25 protein-coding genes are annotated in these 21,888 nt (G+C 64.4%); 14 read left to right on the forward strand and 11 right to left on the reverse strand.

Going from position 1 to position 21,888, the window contains the following annotated elements; genetic code table 11:
• Positions 1 to 233: 233 nt before the first annotated feature.
• The gene (locus APM_RS06135) at positions 234 to 1,580 is read left to right on the forward strand and encodes a cytosine permease (protein ID WP_007422486.1); all 1,347 of its coding nucleotides are present in this window, start codon (positions 234 to 236) and stop codon (positions 1,578 to 1,580) included.
• Between the two features lie 59 nt (positions 1,581 to 1,639).
• Positions 1,640 to 1,849 carry a hypothetical protein gene (locus APM_RS06140; protein WP_007422487.1) on the forward strand — a complete coding sequence of 70 codons (210 nt, stop codon included), beginning with the start codon at positions 1,640 to 1,642 and terminating at the stop codon, positions 1,847 to 1,849.
• Here APM_RS06140 and APM_RS06145 read toward each other — a convergent pair.
• Positions 1,824 to 2,309, reverse strand: a complete 486-nt coding sequence (locus tag APM_RS06145; protein ID WP_007422488.1) for a DUF4188 domain-containing protein — start codon at positions 2,307 to 2,309, stop codon at positions 1,824 to 1,826. The genes APM_RS06140 and APM_RS06145 overlap by 26 nt on opposite strands.
• A 700-nt stretch (positions 2,310 to 3,009) precedes the next feature.
• The gene (locus APM_RS20270) at positions 3,010 to 3,534 is read right to left on the reverse strand and encodes a hypothetical protein (protein WP_083818660.1); all 525 of its coding nucleotides are present in this window, start codon (positions 3,532 to 3,534) and stop codon (positions 3,010 to 3,012) included.
• Between the two features lie 287 nt (positions 3,535 to 3,821).
• Here APM_RS20270 and APM_RS06150 point away from each other — a divergent pair, with 287 nt between their 5' ends.
• Entirely contained in the window at positions 3,822 to 4,301 is a 480-nt protein-coding gene (locus tag APM_RS06150; RefSeq protein ID WP_241763117.1) for a TetR-like C-terminal domain-containing protein, read from the forward strand.
• Here APM_RS06150 and APM_RS06155 read toward each other — a convergent pair.
• Both APM_RS06155 and APM_RS06160 read right to left on the reverse strand, forming a co-directional pair.
• Positions 4,289 to 5,068 carry a class II aldolase/adducin family protein gene (locus APM_RS06155; protein ID WP_007422491.1) on the reverse strand — a complete coding sequence of 260 codons (780 nt, stop codon included), beginning with the start codon at positions 5,066 to 5,068 and terminating at the stop codon, positions 4,289 to 4,291. The two genes, APM_RS06150 and APM_RS06155, sit on opposite strands and share 13 nt — an antisense overlap.
• Positions 5,069 to 5,127: 59 nt before the next feature.
• Entirely contained in the window at positions 5,128 to 5,721 is a 594-nt protein-coding gene (locus APM_RS06160) for an isoprenylcysteine carboxylmethyltransferase family protein (protein ID WP_007422490.1), read from the reverse strand.
• 115 nt (positions 5,722 to 5,836) lie between these two features.
• Here APM_RS06160 and soxC point away from each other — a divergent pair, with 115 nt between their 5' ends.
• From soxC to APM_RS06215, 11 genes are all read left to right on the forward strand, one after another.
• Complete coding sequence (gene soxC, locus APM_RS06165) at positions 5,837 to 7,081, forward strand: sulfite dehydrogenase (RefSeq protein WP_007422492.1); 1,245 nt, start codon at positions 5,837 to 5,839, stop codon at positions 7,079 to 7,081.
• Positions 7,065 to 7,844, forward strand: a complete 780-nt coding sequence (locus APM_RS06170) for a c-type cytochrome (protein WP_007422493.1) — start codon at positions 7,065 to 7,067, stop codon at positions 7,842 to 7,844. Before soxC ends, APM_RS06170 begins: the two co-directional genes overlap by 17 nt.
• Before the next feature lie 10 nt (positions 7,845 to 7,854).
• On the forward strand, positions 7,855 to 8,199 hold the full coding sequence (soxX, locus tag APM_RS06175; RefSeq protein ID WP_007422494.1) for a sulfur oxidation c-type cytochrome SoxX: 345 nt from the start codon (positions 7,855 to 7,857) through the stop codon (positions 8,197 to 8,199).
• Positions 8,200 to 8,249: 50 nt separating this feature from the next.
• Positions 8,250 to 8,741 carry a thiosulfate oxidation carrier protein SoxY gene (gene soxY, locus APM_RS06180; protein ID WP_231844445.1) on the forward strand — a complete coding sequence of 164 codons (492 nt, stop codon included), beginning with the start codon at positions 8,250 to 8,252 and terminating at the stop codon, positions 8,739 to 8,741.
• An 11-nt stretch (positions 8,742 to 8,752) separates the two neighbouring features.
• Positions 8,753 to 9,064 carry a thiosulfate oxidation carrier complex protein SoxZ gene (gene soxZ / locus APM_RS06185; RefSeq protein WP_035185371.1) on the forward strand — a complete coding sequence of 104 codons (312 nt, stop codon included), beginning with the start codon at positions 8,753 to 8,755 and terminating at the stop codon, positions 9,062 to 9,064.
• A gap of 60 nt (positions 9,065 to 9,124) precedes the next feature.
• Positions 9,125 to 9,958: a sulfur oxidation c-type cytochrome SoxA gene (gene soxA / locus APM_RS06190; protein ID WP_035185207.1), complete on the forward strand. Its 834-nt coding sequence runs from the start codon at positions 9,125 to 9,127 to the stop codon at positions 9,956 to 9,958.
• Entirely contained in the window at positions 9,955 to 10,257 is a 303-nt protein-coding gene (locus APM_RS06195) for a hypothetical protein (protein WP_035185210.1), read from the forward strand. The genes soxA and APM_RS06195 overlap by 4 nt, the downstream gene beginning before the upstream one ends.
• A 24-nt stretch (positions 10,258 to 10,281) precedes the next feature.
• Positions 10,282 to 12,018 carry a thiosulfohydrolase SoxB gene (gene soxB, locus APM_RS06200; protein ID WP_007422498.1) on the forward strand — a complete coding sequence of 579 codons (1,737 nt, stop codon included), beginning with the start codon at positions 10,282 to 10,284 and terminating at the stop codon, positions 12,016 to 12,018.
• Positions 12,015 to 12,452, forward strand: a complete 438-nt coding sequence (locus APM_RS06205; RefSeq protein WP_007422499.1) for a hypothetical protein — start codon at positions 12,015 to 12,017, stop codon at positions 12,450 to 12,452. Before soxB ends, APM_RS06205 begins: the two co-directional genes overlap by 4 nt.
• A 99-nt stretch (positions 12,453 to 12,551) precedes the next feature.
• Complete coding sequence (locus APM_RS06210) at positions 12,552 to 13,337, forward strand: sulfite exporter TauE/SafE family protein (RefSeq protein WP_007422500.1); 786 nt, start codon at positions 12,552 to 12,554, stop codon at positions 13,335 to 13,337.
• Positions 13,338 to 13,388: 51 nt separating this feature from the next.
• A complete protein-coding gene (locus APM_RS06215; RefSeq protein ID WP_007422501.1) occupies positions 13,389 to 14,888 on the forward strand; it encodes a tetratricopeptide repeat protein in 1,500 nt (499 codons plus the stop codon).
• Between the two features lie 28 nt (positions 14,889 to 14,916).
• Here APM_RS06215 and APM_RS22910 read toward each other — a convergent pair whose 3' ends face one another.
• The 7 genes from APM_RS22910 to glnA all read right to left on the reverse strand — a co-directional run bounded on the left by APM_RS22910 (position 14,917) and on the right by glnA (position 21,855).
• Positions 14,917 to 15,039 carry a hypothetical protein gene (locus APM_RS22910; RefSeq protein WP_256379466.1) on the reverse strand — a complete coding sequence of 41 codons (123 nt, stop codon included), beginning with the start codon at positions 15,037 to 15,039 and terminating at the stop codon, positions 14,917 to 14,919.
• On the reverse strand, positions 15,030 to 15,401 hold the full coding sequence (locus APM_RS06220; RefSeq protein WP_007422502.1) for a TSUP family transporter: 372 nt from the start codon (positions 15,399 to 15,401) through the stop codon (positions 15,030 to 15,032). The genes APM_RS22910 and APM_RS06220 overlap by 10 nt, the downstream gene beginning before the upstream one ends.
• A 54-nt stretch (positions 15,402 to 15,455) precedes the next feature.
• Entirely contained in the window at positions 15,456 to 15,845 is a 390-nt protein-coding gene (locus APM_RS06225) for a DUF302 domain-containing protein (protein ID WP_007422503.1), read from the reverse strand.
• Between the two features lie 145 nt (positions 15,846 to 15,990).
• Positions 15,991 to 17,967, reverse strand: coding sequence for a phospholipase C (locus tag APM_RS06230; protein ID WP_007422504.1), 1,977 nt, complete (start codon positions 17,965 to 17,967; stop codon positions 15,991 to 15,993).
• Positions 17,968 to 18,116: 149 nt separating this feature from the next.
• Complete coding sequence (locus APM_RS06235) at positions 18,117 to 19,295, reverse strand: acetate/propionate family kinase (protein ID WP_007422505.1); 1,179 nt, start codon at positions 19,293 to 19,295, stop codon at positions 18,117 to 18,119.
• 34 nt (positions 19,296 to 19,329) lie between these two features.
• Positions 19,330 to 20,262, reverse strand: coding sequence for an adenylate/guanylate cyclase domain-containing protein (locus tag APM_RS06240; protein ID WP_007422506.1), 933 nt, complete (start codon positions 20,260 to 20,262; stop codon positions 19,330 to 19,332).
• 159 nt (positions 20,263 to 20,421) lie between these two features.
• Positions 20,422 to 21,855, reverse strand: coding sequence for a type I glutamate--ammonia ligase (gene glnA / locus APM_RS06245; RefSeq protein WP_007422507.1), 1,434 nt, complete (start codon positions 21,853 to 21,855; stop codon positions 20,422 to 20,424).
• Between the last annotated feature and the right edge of the window lie 33 nt (positions 21,856 to 21,888).

Below are 21,888 nucleotides of genomic sequence, written 5' to 3' on the forward strand. Positions count from 1 at the left end.
CGCCGCCTCTGGGCGGTCGAGCGGTGGCGGGCGCACCGCTCCGGCCTGCCCTATGGCATCGCGATCGCCGCTGGCGCCGCCTGGACGATGCTGCCCGCCCTGCGGCTGTAGGGGCCAGATCGAAGGCAGGCATTGCCCGCATTTCGGGCAGGCGGCGGCCAATATTCGCTATTTACACCGGCACGGTTTTTGCTGCATCCGGTGCCGGGCAGAAACAACGGGGGCAGGCGGGCATGGCCGAGGCAGGAACTCTCACGGTCGAGACAAAGGGCATATCACAGGTCACGCCGGAGGAGACGCGCGGCAGTCCACGGGCGCTGTTCGGGCTCTGGATGGCCGCGAACGTCGAGTTCGCGACCATCACCACCGGCGCGCTGGCAACCGGTGCCTTCGGACTTTCCGCCACCGACGCGATCGGCGCCATCCTGCTTGGAAACCTGATCGGCGCCGTCATCCTCGGCCTGTTCTCGACCTTCGGCGTCGAATACGGGCTGCCGCAGATGATCCAGGGCGCCGCCTGGTTCGGCCAGTTGGGCAACCGGCTACCGTCGTTCCTGAACTTCTTCGGCGGCTTCTCGTGGTTCGGGGTGAACACGATCATCGGCGGCTACGCGCTGGAATACATGCTCGGCACCGGCCTGATCCCGAACATCATCGCGCTTTGCGTCATCCAGGTCGCCATCGCCGCCATCGGGCATGACCTTATCCATGCGGCGGAAAAATACTTCTTCTTCCTGCTGGTCGCGATCTTCCTCATTCTCAGCGTCTTCGCGGCAACCCATGTCGGCCACCTGCCGCCGGCCAATCCCAAGCTGCTCAAGAACGTGGGCGGCACATCCGGCGCCTTCATTCTGACCACCTCGATCATCGTCGCCTATGTCCTTGGATGGATTCCCTATTCGTCCGACTACACCCGCTACCTTCACCACACCGGCGACCGGGCGGCGACCCGGCGCGCGGTGTTCGCCAACGCGTTCTCGGCGACCTTCCTGTCATGTGTCTGGATGGAAGTGCTGGGCGCGCTGATCGGCGCGACGGTCGCGCTCTCGAAACCTTCGGACCTATTCACGCCTTGGATGCCGCACTGGTTCCATGCGCCGCTGATCATCGCCATCGTGATCGGCACGATCAGCGCGAACATCCTCAACATCTACTCCGCCACGCTCTCCTCGCTCGCCCTCGGCTTCCGGCTGAAACAGTATCAGGCCGCGCTGCTCAGCGGCGCGATCGGCACGGTGATCTCGGTGCTCGCCGCGACCAACTTCATCAAGAACTACGAGGATTTCCTCTTCTTCCTCGGCTATTGGACCGCGCCGTGGATTGCCGTGACGATGCTCGCCCACTACACGCGCCGGCGTAGCCGGATCGGCAGGGGGAATGCGGGGTTCGTGGCCTGGATCGTCGGGATCGCGGCCAGTGTGCCGTTCTTCAACCAGTATCCTCTGTTCGTTGGTTCCTTTGCGGCGACCCATCCGGGGTTCGGTGACATTTCCTTCGCGGTTTCCGCGGTGGTCGCCGCCTGCGTCTTCCTTGCGCTCACGACCAGTGCCGAAACTGTCGCCGAAGAGGTCGCCGCTTGAATCTCACGATAACGTGATCCATATCAACAAAGTTGAATGTGATCCGTGAGAAGACGAGGATGTCAGTCCGCTTCAATCTGCTCCTGTCGGATGAGCTGGGCCGGCAGATCGAGGAGTTTGCGACCACGACGGAAGACAAGGCCAGGCTGATCCGCAAGGCGCTGGCAATATATCTCGCTGCCGTGCGGGCCCAGCGTGACGAGGGGCTGGGTATAGCGCTGTTCGACCCGACGACCCGCGAAATCAGGACGGAGATCGTGGGTCTGTAGGACGGAGCGAGGCGTCGCTCCGCCGCCGCGCCGTGGCGTGGAGGCCGGCGCGTGAAATGTGCGGCGCGAAGCTGGCGAAGCCGCCCGGCTCGGGCATGTGAAGATAGATCCCTTCCATGCCTCCCGCCTTGCGGTAGGTTTCATGCCAGAAGCCGGTGCCGCGCGGAGCGGCGGAGAACTCGCGCCACCAGATGCTGTGCGGCGCGCTGCGCGTGAAACATTCCAGGGCATCGAAATCGCGCCAGTATTGACGGATGCCGACGTGATCGATCCGCCAGAGAAACAGGTCCTGATGCAGCAGCCCGTCCGGACGGTTCTGGCCGAGCGCCCGCAACGGACGGCCGAGGCCCAGAAGGGTGGCAACGCCCCGGATTTTCGTTACTTTCATGCCCAGATAGACGACTGTCAGATCGGGAAATCCGGAGAGGTCGACCGTAACCGGTTGCGATGTCCGACTCATCGTGCCATCTCCATGTTTACAACGTAAACATCAGGCGAAATGTTAGCTGGGTCAATAGTGCCTGAAATAGCCATAATAATAAGTAATTTAACGGCTTCCGCCTAACCGTCCTATGTGCCTGACCGTTACATATCCACCGTTTGTTGACTCGAATCATAAGCAGCACGGAATCGACTGACTCGCGTCCAAACGGAATCCCGACGATTCCCGGAACGCATGACTCAGCGCCGCGCCTTGGCATGATATGTGGTACGCGTAATCCGTGATTTTGCGTAGTGGTGCGGATGTGCCGCAGCGAGACACCGACTATCGGCAATCGCGATAGTCGAGCCGGCATCGCAGCGCCAGCGCGGCTCAGGCTATGCGGACCATCCGGCCCGACCATCCGCCAGCCATCCGCAACGACGCGATGCCACTCTGCAAAACGCTACGACAACCCAGCATATCAACCGGCTTTCGTTGTGCTGCGTTTCAAGTCTTGTTTGCCGCGCCATAATCTCACCACGCGACACGCGCAACCGAAATGGGAAATGGGCTGGCAGAGCGCTAACCGGTAGGAATCACTTCTGGACCATTTGCAAAGCCGCAATTTTTTGTTGTTATTATTCTAGTTTTGCCGAGTTTTGATGACGAAAGACGATTTGGGGCTGCCGACACCTGATTCCTCAAAGTGCCGGAAGTCCCTGTCGATCAATCTGTATTAGCTAGTTGGCTGCGACGTATTCGCTTGCGTAGTCGAGGCTGGGGCTGGTGTCGGTTGCATCGGAACGGTGATAAGATTGGGGTAATTGTATGCAGCGCCGTCGGACATATCGACGCCTGCACCAATTAAGCCACCAAATAAGATATTCCCAAATGCCATTCCCTTCGTTGAGGATTTAACAGCGAGAACACCGGGAGAATACCCCGCATGAGTGCATTTGACATTCAATGCGTCATAGCCTCTGTGAACCGTAACCGTCCCCGGAGTGTTCACATACCAAGTCCCCTTGTTGCTCTTCAAGGCGCATTCCGCGCCTGGAAGAGTCTGGCCATTGGCAACTGTTTTGACAGAAAGTGTCTGACTTGTTCCGTCAACGATTGAGGCACAACCGCTAAGCGCAAGAGTTGCTGCCGAAAATGCTAATAAAGCAGAACGGTTCATTATTAAGCGATTTCCATTTTTTGTAAAAAGACCTTGAGAACGACCGAAATCCGCAACCGAACCTGATCGTTCCTTGAACATTATTAATTCTAGTTCATAACATACGCAACCCTATGTGACCTAATTTGCTGCGCAAGGATTAGGGTCGCGGTCGGGCTGTGCTACAGTCGATCTGGCCGTGTGTAACGCTCCGTAGCGGTCATATCGTTACACCAGAATATCCTGAAAAACGATTGAATGACAATGACTTGCTGTCGATCCCTAACCGATGAACTTCCGTGTTAACGATGTCAACATCACCCTATCATCATGGAGACCTCCGCCGCACGCTGGTTGAGACCGGGATCGGGCGGTTGCGCGCAGCGGGAGTGGATGGGCTCACATTGCGGGGCGTTGCCCGCCTGGCCGGCGTGTCGGCCACGGCGCCCTATCGCCATTTTGCCGACAAGGAAGCACTGCTCGCCGCGATTGCGGCGGAGGGGTTCGAACGGTTGCGCGTCGCGGTCGAAGCGGCTGACGCGAGTTCGCGCGGTATGGAGGCGCTACGCGCGCAGGGCGTGGCCTATGTGCGTTTCGCGCGGGAGGAACCGGCGCTGTTCCGGCTGATGTTCGGGGCTGCGGTGGCGCGCGGCAGTCTTTCCGCCGGTGCCGCGTTCGGTGTGCTTCGCGCGCGGATCACGAGCCTCGTGCCGGCGGACCGCGCCGAGATCGCGGCGCTGTCCGCCTGGTCGATGGTGCATGGACTGGCCAGCCTGCTGATCGACGGGCGGATCGATCCGCCCGATCCCGAGGCGCTGGTGCGCGCCGTGCTGGCGCAGTTCGCGCTCGGCGGGGCTCAGCTGCGGTAGTCGCCGTCTCCCTCGATCAGACGCAGGGCCGACGTCCAGGCCATTTCGTAGTGCGCCATGCGATTCGCTTCGTCCATGTTGAACTGGGCGGCGGTGTGCTCGCAGACCTCCCGCGGCGGGATGACCAGTTTCGCGCCGCCCGACATGGCGGCAATCTGCGCCTGGCAGGCGCGTTCCAGGAAGTAGATCTCGTGGAACGCTTCGGGGATGGTGCGCCCGCCGACCAGCAGTCCGTGATTGCGCAGGATCATCGCCTTGTTCTGGCCGAGATCGTGGACGATCCGCTCCCGCTCGTCGAGATCGAGCGCGATTCCCTCGTAGCCATGATAGGACAGGCGGCCGTAGAACTTCATCGCGTGCTGGCTGATCGGCAGCAGCCCCTGTTCCTGGGCGGCGACCGCGATGCCGGCGGCGGTGTGGGTGTGCACCACGCAGGCAAGGTCCGGGCGCGCCATGTGGATAGCGGAATGAATGGTGAAGCCGGCCTGGTTCACCCGCCGGGCCGAAATGCCGGGCGTGTCGATCCGGTTGCCGTGGATGTCGATCTTCACGAGGTCGGAGGCGCGCATCTCGTGGAACATCACGCCGTAATCGTTGATCAGGAAATGATGCTCCGGGCCCGGCACCCGCGCGCTGATGTGGGTGTAGATGAAATCGGTCATCCGGAAATGCGCGACCAGCCGGTAGAGCGCGGCCAGATCGCAGCGTACCTGCCATTCCTCCTCGGAAATGCCGGTCGGCGGGGTGATTTTCGTGGTGACGTTCATGCTCGCGGTCCTCCTTGGCGCAACAGGGTCAGGGCTATTGCCGTTTGCGTCAAGTGAATTCAGCGCGGCCAGAGACGCCGCGGCACCAGCATCGGCACATGGGAGCGGTAGCGACGGTAGGAATCGCCATAGATGCGAAGCAGATTCCGCTCCTCGAAGCGGATGCCGACCAAGAGATAGGCCGTTGCGGCGGCGGCGGTGGCGAGGCGGAACGGCGAGGTCGCGACGCCCCAGATGATCAGCAGCAGGCCGAGATAGAGCGGGTGGCGCACCACGCCGTTCATGCCGCCTGTTGCCAGCGGCTCGGGTGTGGCGGCCTGGTCGGGTGTGCCGGCGCGCAGCTGGGCGAGGCCGAGAAAGCGGGCGAGCTCGTAATTCCGCCCAGCAAGGATGAGCACGACGGCTCCCGCCGCCGCCGCCAGCCAGCCGAGGGCGCGCAACGAGTCGGGCAGCGCAAAGGTTTGGTCCGCGAACAGCCTCCGGCCGATCGCCAGCACGAGGGCAAGATGGACCATCGCGATCACGTTGTAGGCGAGGCGGTCGCCGGCGCCTGCGATCCGTCGGAGCAATCCGCGGCCCAGCGGCGCCGCCAGGGCGCTGTGCCCCGCGCCGAAGCTGACCCAGAGCAGAGCGTAGAGCAGAACTGAAACCATTTTTCCGATCCGATTTTTTTATTTGACATATTCCATTTGCTATATAAATGTAACCTAAAGAAAAATTGGTCCTTCCTGCAGCTCGCGGGAGAGAATATCGCTACTGCGAGGGGATATGTCCAAGACTGATCGAAGAGGCCTTTTCAGGCTAGGCGCCGCATTTGGCGCCACGGCCGTTGCCACCAGCGCGCGCGCCGCGACCGGCGCTCCACCCTCTGACGACCCATGGTCGAATTCGCTCGGCGCGGGCGTCGATTCGCGGCCCTATGGCCGGCCGTCGCGCTTCGAGAAAAACGTCATCCGCCGGTATGTGCCCTGGCTCTCGCCGACCACCGATGCGGATGCGAGCTTCACGCCGTTGCAGGACCATCACGGCATCATCACGCCGAACGGGCTGTTTTTCGAGCGCTACCATTCCGGCCGGCCGAGCATCAATCCGAAGGACTACCGGCTGATGATTTCCGGCCGGGTGAAGCGGCCCTTGCTGCTCACGCTCGACCAGCTGATGCGCTATCCCTCGGTTTCCCGCATCCATTTCATCGAGTGCCCCGCCAATGGCGCGACCGAATGGCCGGCGGCGCAGCTCAATTCGCTGCAGTTCACCCACGGCATGATCGGCTGCGCCGAATGGACGGGGGTCCGGCTGTCGACCCTGCTCGACGAGGCCGGGCTGCTGCCCGACAGCCGCTGGGTGCTCGCCACCGGGTCGGACGGCGCGCATATGGACCGCTCGCTGCCGATGGTGAAATGCCTCGATGACTGCATCGTCGCCTGGGGGCAGAACGGCGAGGCGATCCGCCCCGAGCAGGGCTATCCGGTGCGGCTCGTCGTGCCCGGCTGGCAGGGCAATGTGAACGTGAAATGGCTGCGCCAGCTCCAGGTCGGCACCGAACCCTGGATCACCCGCGAGGAGACCAGCGAATACAGCGAGTTGCTGGGTGATGGAAAATCGCTCGGTTTCACCTGGGTGATGAACGCGAAGTCCGTCATCACATTCCCCTGTCCGGAGAAGAAGCTGACCGGCGGCCCCGGCTTCTACCAGATCCACGGCCTTGCCTGGAGCGGCAACGGGCGGGTGAAGGAGGTCGATATCTCGCTCGACGGCGGGGTGAACTACCATCGCGCCACGCTCGATGGACCGGTGCTGTCACGGTGCCTGACCCGGTTCACCTACAACTGGTGGTGGGACGGCAAGCCGGCGCTCATCCAGTCCCGCGTTACCGACGAGACCGGCTATGTCCAGCCCACGATCCGGCAGAAGCACAAGTTCTGGGGCCATGACCCGGTTTATGAAAACAACTCGATCCAGACATGGCAGGTGCTGGCGGACGGGACGGTGAACAATGTCCAACTTTCGTAGGATCCTGCTGGCTGCCGCCGGGGTTGCGGCGGCAATTGCGGTGGCCTGGGCAGGCGATGCGCCGGCTCCGTCCTACAAGGGGATCGTGCCGGCGGCGACGCTGAAGGTGTGGCGCGACCTTGGCACCGGCAATGGCGCGCTGGCCCGCTACAAGCCGGCGACGCCGCCGGGTCATTACGGTATTGGCACCGCGCCGACGGAGCAGCAGATCGCCGGCTGGACCATCGCCGTGCCGCCCGACGGGGCCAATCTGCCGCCCGGCAGCGGCACGGTAGCCGCCGGCGAAAAACTCTTCTCGACCGATTGCGCGATGTGTCATGGCGGCTTCGGCGAAGGCGCGCACGGCTACCCGGCGCTTGCCGGCGGCGTGGGATCGCTCGCCGGGTCGGAGCCGCAGAAGACGGTGGGCAGCTACTGGCCCTACGCGACGACGCTGTGGGACTACATCAACCGCGCGATGCCGTTCTACGCCCCGCATACGCTCAAGCCCGATCAGGTTTATGCGCTGACCGCCTATATCCTGAACCTGAACGGGATCGTGAAGGGAAAGTTCGTCGCCGACGCGCAGAGCGTGCCGCGCGTCAAAATGCCCAACCGCGACTCTTTCAACTGGAAAGATCCGCGCCCGGTCACGCATAATACCGCCTGCATGAAGGATTGCGTGCCGGCCGGCTCCGTCAGGATCACCTCGAGCGCGGCAAAGATGGGGCTGACCCCGCGCACCACCGGTCCGGTGGACAACATGAAGGGCAGCAGCAAATGAGGAGGAGGAGATGAAACGCACCAGCATCCTGCTCGGTCTTGCCGTGGCGGCGCTGCCCGGCGGGGTTCTGGCGGCAACGCCGCAGCAGATTGCCGCGGGTGAAAAAATCGCCACCACGAAGGCGCTCGGCAACTGCGTCGCCTGTCACAGTTTTGCCGGCGCGGTCGAACCCGGCGATGTGGGGCCCGCGCTGAAGAACGTGAAGGCGATGATCCCGGATCGCAAGACGTTCTATGCGATCGTGTTCGACGAGCAGGCGCGCAACCCGCAGACCGTCATGCCGGCCTTTGGGAAAAACCTGATCCTGACGCCGACGCAGATCAACGAAGTGATCGACTTTCTCTACACCAAATGAAAACGGACCGCGTTAAGGCGGGAATTCGGAAATTGGGGGAACCAAAGATGATGACCGAACCAGAAACCACCGGACCCGCGCGGCGAACCGTGCTGCTCGGCGCCGCCGGCGCTGCCGCGGCGCTGGCGCTGCCGCGATCGGGCCGTGCCGCCGCTGTTGCCGCGCCGAAGGCGTCGCTGTGGCCGGAGGCGGCGTTCAAGGCGACGACGCCCGATCCGGCGCTCAAGGCGCTCTGGGGCAGTTCCAGCCTCACGCCGACCACGCAAGTGAAGATGGACGCGCCGGACATTGCCGAGAATGGCGCGGTGGTGCCGATTTCGGTTGATGCGAACGAGCCGAAGATTACCGGCGTGGCGCTGCTGGCCCGGCACAACCCCTATTCGCTTGCCTGCGCCTATGAAATTCCGGAGGGCACCAGCCCGGCGATCTCGAGCCGGCTGAAACTCGCCAAGACCACGGAGGTCATCGCGGTCGTGAAGTCGGGCGGCAAGCTCTACAGCACGTCGAAAAGGGTCAAGGTCACGCTGGGCGGTTGCGGCTGAGGAGACGAATGATGGCACATCAGATTCTGGTTCACGCGACCACTTCGGGCGGGGTCACGACGGTCGAGGCGCTGATCAAGCACCCGATGGATTCCGGCTTCGTGAAAGGCAAGGACGGCAAGCTCATCCCGCCGCACTACATCGAGGTGGTCGAGTTCACCCACAAGGGCAAGCTCGTGCTGCGAGGGTTCTGGGGACCCGCGGTTTCGAAGAACCCGTTCATCCGGTTCTCGTTCAAGGGCGGCGCCTCGGGCGATCCGATCGGCGTCTCGTGGGTCGACAACAAGGGCGAGACCGCGAGCATGTCGGCGGCCATCATGTGAGCGATGCGCGCCGGTGTGAACCGCGCCGGCGCGCGCATGGCTTGGGGGGAGGACAAGACGATGAAACGCGTGTGGCTGATGATCGCGGCCTTCGCGGCGCTGGGGCTGGCGCGGCCGGCAAAAGCCGATCCGGCGGCCGATCTCAAGGCGTTCCAGGGGTATTTCCAGACACGTTTCCCGAAGCTCGAGCTGAAGGATTACGTGAACGGGCCTTATAATTTCAGCGCGAATGACCGGGCGCAGTGGAAGCAGATCCTCGAATTTCCGCCCTATTCCTTCGCGGTGGACGCCGGGAAGAAGGCGTTCGACACGAAGTTTCCCGACGGTGCGAGCTATGCCTCATGTTTTCCGCATGGCGGGATCGGCATTGCGCAGGATTATCCGAAGTTCGATGAAAAGACCGGCAAGGTCGTCACAATCGGCATCGCCGTCAACGAATGCCGCACACGGCACGGGCTGAAGGCGCTGAGCCTGACAAAGGGCGAACTCGCCGACATCGTCGCCTACATGACCTCGACCTCGGACGGCAAGCCGATCCATGTCGTCATCCCCAACGACAAGAGGGCGCTCGCGGCCTATGAGGCGGGCAAGGAATATTTCTACTCGCGACGCGGGCAGCTGAATTTTTCCTGTGCCAGTTGCCATGTGCAGGCGGCGGGCAAGCGGCTGCGGGGGCAGTATCTGGCGCCGGCGCTCGGCATCACGGCATCTTTCCCCGTCTACCGTTCGAAATGGGGCAATGTCGGCACGCTGGTGCGGCGGTTCATCGGTTGCAACAAGAAGGTGCGTTCGGTGCCGGCGAAGCCGGATTCGGCGGCCTATCGCGACCTTGCCTACTTCCTCACCTACATGAGCAACGGCCTGCCGATCGCGGGCCCGGGGGCGCGGTCATGAAGCGGATGGCTTGGGTGCTGGCGGCAACGGTTCTGGGGCTCGGCATTGCGCATGCCGCCGGGAAGGACGACGCGGCGCGGGCGATCGCCGCTGCCGCGGCGAAGATGAAGACGGCCGCGGCCCTCGAAGACCAGTGGACGCCGACGGTCGCCGCTTTCAAGGCGGCCAAAGCGGCGGATGCGGCAGGGGATTACGCGAAAGCCGAAGCCTCCGCGAAGCGGGCCGAGGCGCTGGCGGCGGCCTCGATCGCCCAGGCACGCAGCCAGAAGCATCTCTGGCGGAACGAAGTGCCGCGCTGAGCCGGCCAGGCGGGGAATGAACAAATGACGATTGCACGACGCGCGCTTCTCACCGCGGCGGCCAGCACGGCGCTGCTGCCGCGGCTCGCCTGGTCGGCCAGCGATCCTTACGATGTGAAGATGAGCGGCGATGTCCGCATCATCCACCAGACCGACACGCATGCGAATGCCAGGCCGGTGCATTTTCGCGAGCCGACGCAGAATATCGGCGTCGGCAGCGCGGAGGGGCGTCCGCCGCATCTGGTGGGCACCGCGTTCCTCGATTTCTACCACATGAAGCCGGGCACGCGGGACGCCTACGCCTTCACCTTCCTCGACTTCGAGGCGCTGGCGCACCGCTACGGGCGGCTCGGCGGGTTCGCCAGCCTCAAGACGGTGATCGACAGCCTCCGCGCCGGCGCCGGACCGGGGCGGTCGGTGCTGCTCGATGGCGGCGATCTCTGCCAGGGCACGGGGATGGCCAATCTCACCCGCGGGCAGAACATGGTGGCGCTCGGCAACCTGCTCGGCATCGATGCGATGACCGGGCATTGGGAGTTCACCTACGGGCAGGACGGGATCGAGGCGATCATCAAGGCGCTGCACGGGCGCTTCATCGCGCAAAACGTGTTTCTCTCGGCGGAATCGCAGATGATGGGCGCGCCGGCCTTCGACCAGAAGACCGGGCGCGTGTTCCAGCCCTATGTCATCCGCGAACTTGGCGGCTACCGCGTTGGCGTGATCGGCCAGGCCTTTCCCTATGTGCCGATCGCGCATCCACGCCGGTTCACGCCGGACTGGCGGTTCGGCATCCATCCTGGCCGGATGCAGAAGGTTGTCGACGAGCTGCGCGAGGTGAAGAAGGTCGATGCCGTGCTGCTGCTCTCCCATAACGGCATGCCGGTCGATCTCAAACTGGCTTCCCAGGTGCGCGGGATCGACGTCATTCTCGGCGGCCATACGCACGATGCGGTGCCGCATCCTGTGCCGGTGAAGAATCCCGGCGGGATCACACTGGTGACGAATGCCGGCACGGCCGGCAAGTTCATCGCGGTGCTCGACCTTGAACTGGCGAAAGGCCAGGTGAAGGACGTGCATTACCGGTTGCTGCCAATCTATGCTGACCAGGTGAAGCAGGACGCGGCGGTGGCAGCGGCGGTGGAGGCGCAGGAGGCGCCGCATCGCGCGATGCTCGACGAAAAGCTGGCCGAGACCGAAACGCTGCTGTACCGGCGCAATAATTTCTACGGCTCGGTGGATCAGGTGATCATGGATGCGCTGCGGGCCGAAACCGGCGCGCAGATCGCCTTCTCGCCGGGTTTCCGCTGGGGCAATACGGTTCTCGGTGGCGCAGCATTGACGATGGGCGACCTGCTGGCGGAAACTGCCATCACCTATCCGATGGTGTACAAGCAGACCATGACGGGCGCGCAGATCAAGGCGATGATGGAGGATGTCTGCGACAATCTCTTCAATCGCAATCCGTATTACCAGCAGGGCGGCGACATGATCCGCGTCGGCGGCATGAACTATGCCTGCGCGCCGGCAAAATCGATCGGGCACCGGATTTCCGGGATGGAGCTCGATGACGGCACCAAGGTTGAGGCGGCGAAAAACTATACCATCGCGAGCTGGGCCTCGGTGTCGCTGCCGCAGACCGGCACGCCGGTCTGGGACGTCGTGGCCCGGCATCTGCGCCAGGTGAAGACGGTGAAGCTGACACGGCCCAACCGGGTGAAGGTACTCGGGATCGCCGGTAATCCGGGTTACGCGGCTTCATGAGTTCGCGCCGGCGGCTGTTCGGCGGGCTCGGTATTGCGGCGGCGGCGATGGGGGTGGGGCGCGCCGCCGCCGACAATCCTTTCGCCACCCACCTGCTGGCGCTGCAACTCTCCGACTCGGCGATGGAAAAGCAGCGCGAGGTTCTCAACAACGCCAACACGGTGCTGAAGGTCTGGCCCGATACCGCCTCGATCGTCGTGGTCGCCTTCGGGCCGGGCGTGGAACTTACCTTCGCCGATTCGCCGCTGCGCCAGCGGGTCGACAGCCTGATTGCACAGAACGTCGAGTTCGACGTGTGCATGAACACGATCGAGACGCTGAAGCGCGACACCGGTCATGCGCCGGTGCTGAACCCCAGGGTGAAGCCCGTGCCCTTTGGCGTGCCCCGGCTGATGGAACTTGCGGGCAAAAGATACGTCATCATCCGGCCGTGACTGGTCCGGCATCGTATTCTTGAATCAAAATATATCCTGGCCTAGACATATTCGCGAATCTGAATGTTCTATGGCGGGAGCCGCCTGGGGAGGTTTGGCATGATCGAGACGGTTCTCGCCCTTTTGTCTGGTGGTACGGTCGGTTTCACCCTCGGGCTGATTGGCGGGGGCGGGTCGATCCTGGCGACGCCGCTTATGCTTTACGTCATCGGCCTCGCCCCCCATGTCGCGATCGGGACCAGCGCGCTCGCAGTGTCGGCCAACGCGTTCGCGAATTTCGGCGGTCATGCGCGCAAGGGGAATGTGCGGTGGCGGAGCGCGGCCATCTTCGCCGTTCTCGGCATCGTCGGGGCCGCGGCGGGTTCCACGCTCGGCAAGGCGTTTGATGGCAAGAAGCTGCTGTTTCTCTTTGCAATCCTGATGATCACGGTGGGGTTGCTGATGCTGCGGCCGCGCCGCGTGGCGGATGGCACGGCGGGCCAGGCCGAGCGGCTGGACGCGGCAACGCTGCTGGCTGTCGCCGCCGCGGCGCTCACGGTTGGCGCGTTGTCGGGCTTTTTCGGCATCGGCGGTGGGTTCCTGATCGTGCCCGGCCTGCTGTTCTCGACCGGGATGCCGATGATTTTCGCGATCGGTTCGTCGTTGCTGTCGGTTGGCAGCTTCGGGTTGACCACCGCGGTGAACTACGCGGCTTCCGGCCTTGTGAATTGGCCGGTTGCGGTGGAGTTCATCGCGGGCGGCGTGATCGGCGGGCTGATCGGCACGCGGCTGGCGATCCATCTGGCCGGGCGGCGCGCCGCGCTGAACCGGATTTTTGCGGGGCTCGTCTTCGTCGTCGCGGTCTACATGCTCTACAAGAACGCGGCGTCGTTCGGCCTCGCCTGATCCGTTCCGGAGATTAACTCCGCCTTCATTCCGGGATGGCAGGATCGGATCATGAACCCTGCCCTAGCAGATTGTGGGCCTGATCTCATCGGCTTCTATCGCGACCTGCTGGCTGCTGATCCCGGCCAGCGAGGCATTGCCGCCCCGTGCGCGGCGGCGTTGCTCGATGCGGGTGAACCCGAGGCGGCGCTTGCTGTCGCCGAGGCGGCGGCCGATGCGGACGATCCGGGCGTGCTGCTGGCCCGCGCGCGGGCGTTGCGCATGCTCGGGCGGTTCGAGCCGGCGACAGAGGCTTTCGCAACAGCGATCGCTCATGGCGCGACGGGAGCGCCAGTACTCGTCGCGCTGGGCAACTGCCTCGCCGAGCTGGGGCGCCTCGAAGAGGCGGCGGCCTGGTTCGACCGTGCCGCGCCAGGCGACCCGAGCGGCCGGGCGCTGGCCAATCTCGGCTCCACACGCGCGCGGCTTGGCCAGACGATCGAGGCGATCGCCGCCGCGAGGGCCGCGCTGTGCCGGGATCCCGGCCTGATCGATGCCCACCGGACGCTCGCCGTGCTGCTGGCGGCCAGCGAGCCGGACGCCGCTGCCCTGCACCGCGAAACCGCGTTCCGTCACAATCCCGTCTTTCTCCATCCGGGGCCACCAGATGCGCCGAGGGTGCTGGTGCTTACCTGCGTCGCCGAGGCGAGCCTGCCGACGGAACACCTCCTGCCACACGGGCGCTACGCGCTGGCCGAGTGGTTCATCGATCACGCCAACGACACGGGACCGGATCTGCCGCCGCACGATCTGATCTTCAATGCGATCGGCGAAGCGGATCTGATGCCGCCACTGGGTGAGGCGGTGCATCGGGCGCTCGCTGCCGGGCGACCTGTCCTGAACCGGCCAGAAGCCGTGGCACGCACCGGGCGGACGGCGCTGGCTGCCCTGCTGAACGGGATCGAGAGGACCGTGGTGCCGCCGGTGTTGCGAATTGCGGCTGGCGAGGTTGCCGTGAGCACCGGTCTGCCGGCGCTGATCCGGCCCGTGGGCACCCATGGCGGTAAGGGCCTGCGCTGCGTGCGGACGGCAGGCGAACTCGAAGACGCGGCGGGCGAGCAGGGCGAAAAGTATCTGAGCCGATTCATCGATTATCGCAGCGCTGACGGGTATTATCGCAAATACCGCATGATCTTCGTGGATCGGGTCGCCTATCCCTATCATCTCGCCATCGGGCCGCACTGGATGGTGCATTACTGGACCGCCGGGATGGACCTCGATCCGGTGCGGCGGGCCGAGGAGGCCCGGTTCCTGGACGATCCTGTGGCGGCGATCGGCGACGCCGCGTTGGAGGCGATCGGCGCGATCGGGCGCCGGCTCGACCTCGATTATGCCGGGATCGATTTTTCGATTCTGCCGGACGGGCGGGTACTCGTCTTCGAGGCCAACGCTGCGATGCTCGTGCACCCGGAGCATGAACCCGTGTTTGCGTATCGCAATCCGGCGGTGCATCGAATTCTCGATGCGTTCGCCGACATGCTGATGCAGCGCATGCAAGCCACTTCAGGCTGATCCCGGTCTCGGTCCGGACGGCGCGGGCTCAGGCGGCGCCGGAAGCCGCATGCCAGACGATGAAGGCGCCGAGGACGATCAGTCCGTAGAGGAACAGGCGACGAAACTGGTCCGGATGGGCCTTGCGGCGCAGCGGTCCGCCTAGCGCCAAGCCCGCCAGCGCAGGTGCGAGGGCGAGCGCCAACATGGCCAGCGAGCCGCCGGTAGCGTGCTGTGCCAGGCCAGACTCGCGCCGAGAGCCGCGGCTTCGGGGCGGGCGTCATGTCCGGCGAGCAGATCGCTGCCAACCGATGCGACAACGAGAACACCGGCCATCATCGGCCAGAATCGTGCCATTGCCTTCCCGGCGTCACGATGGTCGAGGAACTGCCAGAGATCTGTCGCGAAGGAAGGCACGAGCAGCAGCGAGGCCGCTTCCGCCGGGCTCAGGATGACGCCCGGCACGCCCATCGTGATCACCGGCATGCTGAGGCCGAGCACACCCTTGATGATGCCAGCCAGGAAGAATGTCACGATAGCCAGCCCCGGGTGGGGCAGATCGAGATCCTCGATGCGAAGGCGTCTGAGTCAGGCGATGCGGTTCACCACGCTGCGCAGCATATCGCGCACCGTGCCGGCAAGGCGGGCGAGTTCGGGGTTGTCGATCCCCTGCATCGAGGTCACCGGATCGATCGCCGAAACTTCCACCGAGCCGTCATCGTGCTGCTGGACGATGACATTGCAGGGCAGCATGGTGCCGACCTTGTCTTCCAGCTTCAGCGCCTCGTGCGCCATGCGGGGATTGCAGGCGCCGAGGATGCGGTAGGGGCGGAACGCGACGCCGAGTTTCTTCTGCATGGTGGCTGCCACGTCGATGTCTGTCAGCACGCCGAACCCTTCCGCCTGGAGGGCGGCGATGGTGGCGTCGACCGCGGCATCGAAGCCCAGGCCGACCATTTTCGACAGGTGGTAGCTCATCGACAATCTCCCCGGACGGAACGTGCCTCACCGGACATATGGGGCGGCGGCCCTGGATGTTGCAAGCACGCCGGCCGCCGCGTTCGATGCCCGATCGAATGATGCCATCCGATCGGGGAGGTCGCGCCGGGACTGCCAAAGGCGTTCAGGCGGACGGATTGGTCTTCGGCAGCGGGTTGAAGTCGGCCGGGATTTTCGTGTGGATGCCCTTTGCGACATCGGTCGGGACGATGCCGTCGGCCTGGCAGCCCTTGCCCCCGAATTGCGGCAGGGTGGTGATGTCGTGATCAGGGATGATGGCGTAGCTCGGCGGCAGCGGGCGGGCCTTGCCGTCGAGGCGCGCGGGGTCGAAGGCGGTCATCAGGTCCGTCGTGTCCGGTGTGATCGCGTCGGCCGGGCCGACATTCGCCTCGCCGAATTCCTTCAGGCCCAGGCGGCGGCCCTTCATCTCGTCCGGCAGAAGGGCGAGCGGGGTGAGACCGAATACCTTGTCGACGAATTTCACCACCGAGGCCTGACTGCCAACGGCATGGGAGATCTGGTGCACCCGCGCATAGGGCGAAATGACGATCAGCGGCACGCGCGGGCCGAAGGTGAGGGGCTCGTGGTCCGGCCCCTTCACCACGATCGGTGGCGGCACATGGTCGTAATCGCCTTCCGAATCGTCCCAGGTGATGATGATTGCCGCGTGTTTCCAGTAGCGGCTGCGGGCGATCGCATTCACCGCCCTGGCGACGAAGGCCTCGCTGATCTGCGAGTCCGAGTAGGCCGGATGATCGTCGTCACCGCGGAAATTCCTGCGCGCCTTGGCGCTCGGGTTGTCCGGCGTCAGGCCCATGTCGTTGAGATAGCCGCCCTTGAGATAGAACACGCCGCCCGTGGCCGGCAGGCCGCCCGTCTTCAGCGCCGTGAAGAAGGCGGAGGCGCCGTGCAGGTGATCACGTTCCGCCGGATTGTTGGCGACGTAGCCGAAATACTGCGGACCGTTGTGGTGGGTGATGTAGGCGGCGTGCACGCCGTCGGCATCGGTCGGGCCCTCGTGCGCGGTGCTGACAGCTTTGCCGTAGCCTTCCTCGTACCAGCCCCAGTCGACCGGCTTCTGGCCGTGCGCGGCGAGATAGGCGATGTCCTGCCGCACATCGGCGAGGTCGAGCCGCGGATTTTCGTCATGCGCGGTTTCGCGCCGGATTTCGTGGCCTGCGGTGGTCAGGGCCAGCGAGGCATAGGTCTGGTTGATCTGCACATGCGCGCCGTGCGGGCTTGTGAAGTCGTGAGGATTGACCGGCACCTTCGGGTCGGGATCGAGCGGCGAGCCCCAGAACGGATCGTCGTCCGTGACCACCGGGACACCGGCGCCTGCCTCGCTGATCCGCCCGCCAGCGGCGTTGGTGGTTTCCGGCCCTCCCTTGAAGGTCCCGGTCGCCTCATTCGGATGGAACGCCCATTGGGTCAGGCCGGTCTGGGCGGCGAAGATCGAGAGATTGCCGGGCGTCGAGGGGCCGGCAATGTCCTGGAAGACATGGTCGAACAGGACGAAGCGATCGGCGTAGCGCCACAGAAAAGGCACCGTGTCGCAGTCCTCGTAGGCCATGGAGAGTTCGCCGAACTGTTTGGCTTCGAGCGAAGGATCGCCATGCGGAGAATATTTTTTCTCCTCGGTGATCGCGAAACGGTCCATGCGGGCGGTGCCGTTCACGACATGCATCTTGGCGACGATGCGGGCGTGGGAGTGATCGATGTCGTCGGTATCCCAGGCGTATTGCTTCGGGCCGATGCGGAATGGCGAAATCGTGGTCCGGCTGCCGTTGGTGTTGATCAGCGTCTGCACGAAGCCGGGGGTTTTCGAGGCCGGCTGCGAATAAAGCCCGTCGGCGCCGGGGAAGGTGCCGAAATACGAGTCGAAGGAACGGTTTTCCTGATAGAGCACGAAGACGTATTTGATCTTGCGGCGGACCATGGCCGTCATTTCCGCGTCGCTCGGCATGGGCTGCGGTGCGTCCATCATCTTCCGGACGATGCCGCGGGCATCGGGCTGGGTGACGACCTCATGCCCGGTTGCGGCGAGAGCCGCGACACTAACGGCGGAGAGCGCCGAACAGGCGATGATGAGTGCGCGTTTCATTCAGGAACTCCCTTGTTGCCGTGACCCACCGCATGCGGACACGCGAGCCTGTCAGCCGGACCGGGCAGGTCGCGGCCGCCGGGCATGGCTTTAGAGCAGCGCATTGCCCGCGTGGATGATGTTTTGGTGGCAATTCGCAATCCGGGCGGTCAGCCCGAGAGGAGGGCGGCGGTGTGCCGGGCGATCATCGCCTCCTCGTCGGTCGGGATCACCCGCACCTCGATCGTGGACGCGGAGGCGGAAATTACCGGGGCGTGCCGTTCGTTCGAAGCGTCATCGAGCACGATGCCAAGATGGGCGAGGCGGGCGCAGATCATCCGCCGCACCGGCGCGGCGTGTTCGCCGATGCCGGCGGTGAAGACCAGGGTTTCAAGCCCGCCGAGGGCGACGGTCAGCGCGGCGATCTCGCGGGCCGCGCGATGGCAGAACAGGTCGACCGCCAGGCGGGACTCCGGGCGGTCGCTGACAAGCAGCGTCCGCATGTCCGATGCCTCGCCGGAAACACCGAGCAGGCCGGATTCGCTGTAGAGACAGCGGCTGATGGCCTTGGCGTCGAGCTGTTCCTGTTCGACCATGTAGAGCACCACGCCCGGATCGAGCGTGCCGGGGCGGGTGCCCATCATCAGCCCGTCGAGCGCGGTGAAGCCCATGCTCGATTCCACCGATCGGCCGGCCAGCATCGCGCAGGCACTGGCACCGTTGCCGAGATGAGCGGCAATGACCTTGCCGGCCGCCCGTGCGGGGTCGGCCGCCGCAAGGGCATGGGCGATGTATTCATAGGAAATGCCGTGGAAGCCATATCGCCGCACACCGGCTTCGTGGTAACGCGCAGGCAGGGGTAGCCGGGTTGCGACGTCGGTCATGGTGCGGTGAAACCCGGTGTCGAAACAGCCGATCTGAGGCAGGTTCGGGCGCAGGCGGGCGATGGCGCGCACCGCGGCGAGGTTGTGCGGCTGGTGCAGCGGGGCGAGCGGAGTGAGTGCCGCGAGTGCGGCGATGACCGCCTCGTCGAGCCGGACTGGCACCGCGAAATTTTGGCCGCCGTGGACGATTCGGTGCCCGACAGCAACGAGGTGGTCGCTGTCGAGATGATCATCGGCCCAGTCAAGCAGCGGGCCGAGCAGATCCTCGTGCGTCATGGCCGCGCCAGTCTCCCAGCGCCGTTCGGTGACGGGCCGGCCTTCGGCATCGAAGCCCCGGAAATGCGGCGCCTCGCCGATCCGCTCGATCATGCCGTGCGCGCGCCGGGGCTGGCCGTCTTCGGTATCGAAAATGCCGAATTTGAGGCTCGACGAACCGGCGTTGAGAACCAGGACGGCGTTGCTCATTCTCGATTGTCTCCCTTCGGATGCGGGCCGGTCGTCAGGGCGGGGGGTCGGGCGCGCCGATCACCTGCGGGGCAGAACTGAGCGGCGTGGCGCCGCCGTTATGGTAGATGAGCTCCTGGTTGCCGAGGCGGATGACCGCACCATGCGCCAGCAGAGCCGGGCCGGAGAGGCGATTGCCATCGAGAAACGTGCCGTTGGACGAGTCGAGATCGGTCAGCCAGACTTCGTCATTGCGGAGTTCCAGTTGGCAGTGCTGCCGCGAAACCTCGCGGTCGCGCAGAACCACCGGGCAGGGAGGTGTCCTGCCGATCGTGAGCGGTTCGGGGCCAATCGGGATTTCGCGGATCGCTCGTCCTTCCGCCGGGATAAGCAGATAGTGGCGCGACGGAGCCATCCGAACGAAAGTGCGCTCCGACTCCGGGTCGTCGTGTTCCTGCCAGGGTAACGCCACGCGGAACACGTCCACGCTGCGGGCGATGTTGCGCAGACGATGCGGGCCAAGATCGACCAGGCGCAGCGGGATCTTGCCGGTGGCATCCTCCTGCACGCGGGCGGAGATGCAAATTCCTCCAGGTTCCGCAAGACGTTCAAGGCGGGCGGCAACATTCACGCCGTCGCCCAGCAGATCATCGCCATCGATGACAACCTCGCCCTGATGCACGGCGATGCGGAACCGGAGAGGCGCGGGCGCGTTGTCTTCACCGTCGAGCTCGTGCAGGCGTGTCTGGATCTCGATGGCGCAGCGCAGGCCCAGCACCGCACTCGGGAATTCGGCTAGAGCGCCATCCCCGGTCGCCTTGAACACGCGACCATGATGGGTATGGACTGCCGGATCGATCACTTCGGCACGCGCTTTGGCGAGGCGTCGCAGCGTGCCGGGCTCATCCTGGCCGAGCAGCCGCGAGAATCCGACCATATCGACCGCCATGATCGCGGCCAGCTTGCGTTCCGCGAATTCGAAACTCAACGGGAACCCCCGGCGGGCGCTAACGCCCCTTCACAATTTCCGACTGGAATTCCTAGATGAAATGCGATGGGCAGGCAACAAATCGACCCGCACCACAATCGGGGGAGACCGGTCCGGCACGCCGGACCGGTCTCCGATGATCTTTCGTATCCGACCGGATCAGGCCGAGTAGTACATTTCGAACTCGACCGGGTGCGGCGTATGCTCGAAGCGGTACACTTCTTCCCACTTCAGCGCGATATAGCTCTCGATCTGTTCCTTGCTGAACACGTCGCCGGCGAGCAGGAAGTCATGGTCGGCGGCAAGGGATTCCAGCGCCTCGCGGAGCGAGCCGCAGACGGTGGGAATGCCCTGGAGTTCTTCGGGGGGCAGGTCGTAGAGGTTTTTGTCCATCGGGTCGCCCGGATGGATCTTGTTCTTGATGCCGTCGAGCCCGGCCATCGCCATCGCGGCGAAGGCCAGATAGGGGTTCGCGGTCGGGTCGGGGAAGCGGACTTCGACGCGCTTGGCCTTCGGGTTCGTGGTGTAGGGAATGCGGCAGGAGGCCGAGCGGTTCCGGGACGAGTAGGCCAGCAGCACCGGCGCCTCGAAGCCCGGAATCAGCCGCTTGTAGCTGTTCGTGCTCGGGTTGGTGAAGGCGTTCAGCGCCTTGGCGTGCTTGATGATGCCGCCGATGTAGTAAAGGCAGAGCTCGGACAGATCCGCATAGCCATTGCCGGCGAAGAGGGGCTTGCCGTTCTTCCAGATCGACTGGTGGGTGTGCATGCCGGAGCCATTGTCGCCATAGATCGGCTTCGGCATGAACGTCGCCGTCTTGCCGTAGCTGTGGGCGACGTTGTGGACGCAGTATTTGTAGATCTGCATCTGGTCGGCCATCTGCACCAGCGTGCCGAACTTGGTGCCGAGCTCGTGCTGGCTCTGCGCCACCTCGTGGTGGTGCTTCTCGATCGGCAGGCCCATCTCGCCCATCGTCGAGAGCATTTCGGCGCGCAGGTCGCTCTCGGAGTCGACCGGCGGAACCGGGAAATAGCCGCCCTTCACCACCGGGCGGTGGCCCATGTTGCCTTCCGGGTAGTCTTTCAGCGAGGAGCCGGGGCCTTCGATGCTGTCGAGCTGGTAGGTGCCGAAATTGCCGCCGGTGCCGAAGCGCACGGAGTCGAAGATGAAGAACTCGGCTTCCGCGCCAAACAGGATGGAGTCACCGACGCCCGAAGCGCGGACATAGGCTTCGACCTTCTTGGCGGTCGAGCGCGGGTCGCGCGAGTAGGGCAGGCCCGTCGAAGGCTCCAGGATGTCGCAGAAAATGACCATGCTCGGCTTCGCCGCGAACGGGTCCATCACCGCGGTTTCAGGATCCGGCATCAGGATCATGTCGCTCTCGTTGATGACCTTCCAGCCGGCGATCGAGGAACCGTCGAACATGATGCCGTCACGGAACGCGTCCTCGCCCATCGTCGAGATGTGCTGGGCGGTGTGATGCCACTTGCCGCGCGGGTCGGTGAACCGCAGGTCGACATACTCGACCCCGTTCTCCTTCATCATGGCCATCACCTTGCTGATCGCATCGCCGCTACCGGCGGGCTTCTTCGCCATTGTCGTCCTCACTGCTGGTCATTGTGCGGGCCC

The sequence above is a fragment of the Acidiphilium sp. PM genome (genome assembly GCF_000219295.1).
GTDB classification, from domain to species: Bacteria; Pseudomonadota; Alphaproteobacteria; order Acetobacterales; family Acetobacteraceae; genus Acidiphilium; species Acidiphilium multivorum.

Coding starts and splice junctions, on each gene's coding strand:
- APM_RS06135 (WP_007422486.1), top strand. CDS start 234: ATGGCCGAGGCAGGAACTCTCACGGTCGAGACAAAGGGCATATCACAG.
- APM_RS06140 (WP_007422487.1), top strand. CDS start 1,640: ATGTCAGTCCGCTTCAATCTGCTCCTGTCGGATGAGCTGGGCCGGCAG.
- APM_RS06145 (WP_007422488.1), bottom strand. CDS start 2,309: ATGAGTCGGACATCGCAACCGGTTACGGTCGACCTCTCCGGATTTCCC.
- APM_RS20270 (WP_083818660.1), bottom strand. CDS start 3,534: ATGTTCAAGGAACGATCAGGTTCGGTTGCGGATTTCGGTCGTTCTCAA.
- APM_RS06155 (WP_007422491.1), bottom strand. CDS start 5,068: ATGAACGTCACCACGAAAATCACCCCGCCGACCGGCATTTCCGAGGAG.
- APM_RS06160 (WP_007422490.1), bottom strand. CDS start 5,721: ATGGTTTCAGTTCTGCTCTACGCTCTGCTCTGGGTCAGCTTCGGCGCG.
- soxC (WP_007422492.1), top strand. CDS start 5,837: ATGTCCAAGACTGATCGAAGAGGCCTTTTCAGGCTAGGCGCCGCATTT.
- APM_RS06170 (WP_007422493.1), top strand. CDS start 7,065: ATGTCCAACTTTCGTAGGATCCTGCTGGCTGCCGCCGGGGTTGCGGCG.
- soxX (WP_007422494.1), top strand. CDS start 7,855: ATGAAACGCACCAGCATCCTGCTCGGTCTTGCCGTGGCGGCGCTGCCC.
- soxY (WP_231844445.1), top strand. CDS start 8,250: ATGACCGAACCAGAAACCACCGGACCCGCGCGGCGAACCGTGCTGCTC.
- soxZ (WP_035185371.1), top strand. CDS start 8,753: ATGGCACATCAGATTCTGGTTCACGCGACCACTTCGGGCGGGGTCACG.
- soxA (WP_035185207.1), top strand. CDS start 9,125: ATGAAACGCGTGTGGCTGATGATCGCGGCCTTCGCGGCGCTGGGGCTG.
- APM_RS06195 (WP_035185210.1), top strand. CDS start 9,955: ATGAAGCGGATGGCTTGGGTGCTGGCGGCAACGGTTCTGGGGCTCGGC.
- soxB (WP_007422498.1), top strand. CDS start 10,282: ATGACGATTGCACGACGCGCGCTTCTCACCGCGGCGGCCAGCACGGCG.
- APM_RS06205 (WP_007422499.1), top strand. CDS start 12,015: ATGAGTTCGCGCCGGCGGCTGTTCGGCGGGCTCGGTATTGCGGCGGCG.
- APM_RS06210 (WP_007422500.1), top strand. CDS start 12,552: ATGATCGAGACGGTTCTCGCCCTTTTGTCTGGTGGTACGGTCGGTTTC.
- APM_RS06215 (WP_007422501.1), top strand. CDS start 13,389: ATGAACCCTGCCCTAGCAGATTGTGGGCCTGATCTCATCGGCTTCTAT.
- APM_RS06225 (WP_007422503.1), bottom strand. CDS start 15,845: ATGAGCTACCACCTGTCGAAAATGGTCGGCCTGGGCTTCGATGCCGCG.
- APM_RS06230 (WP_007422504.1), bottom strand. CDS start 17,967: ATGAAACGCGCACTCATCATCGCCTGTTCGGCGCTCTCCGCCGTTAGT.
- APM_RS06235 (WP_007422505.1), bottom strand. CDS start 19,295: ATGAGCAACGCCGTCCTGGTTCTCAACGCCGGTTCGTCGAGCCTCAAA.
- glnA (WP_007422507.1), bottom strand. CDS start 21,855: ATGGCGAAGAAGCCCGCCGGTAGCGGCGATGCGATCAGCAAGGTGATG.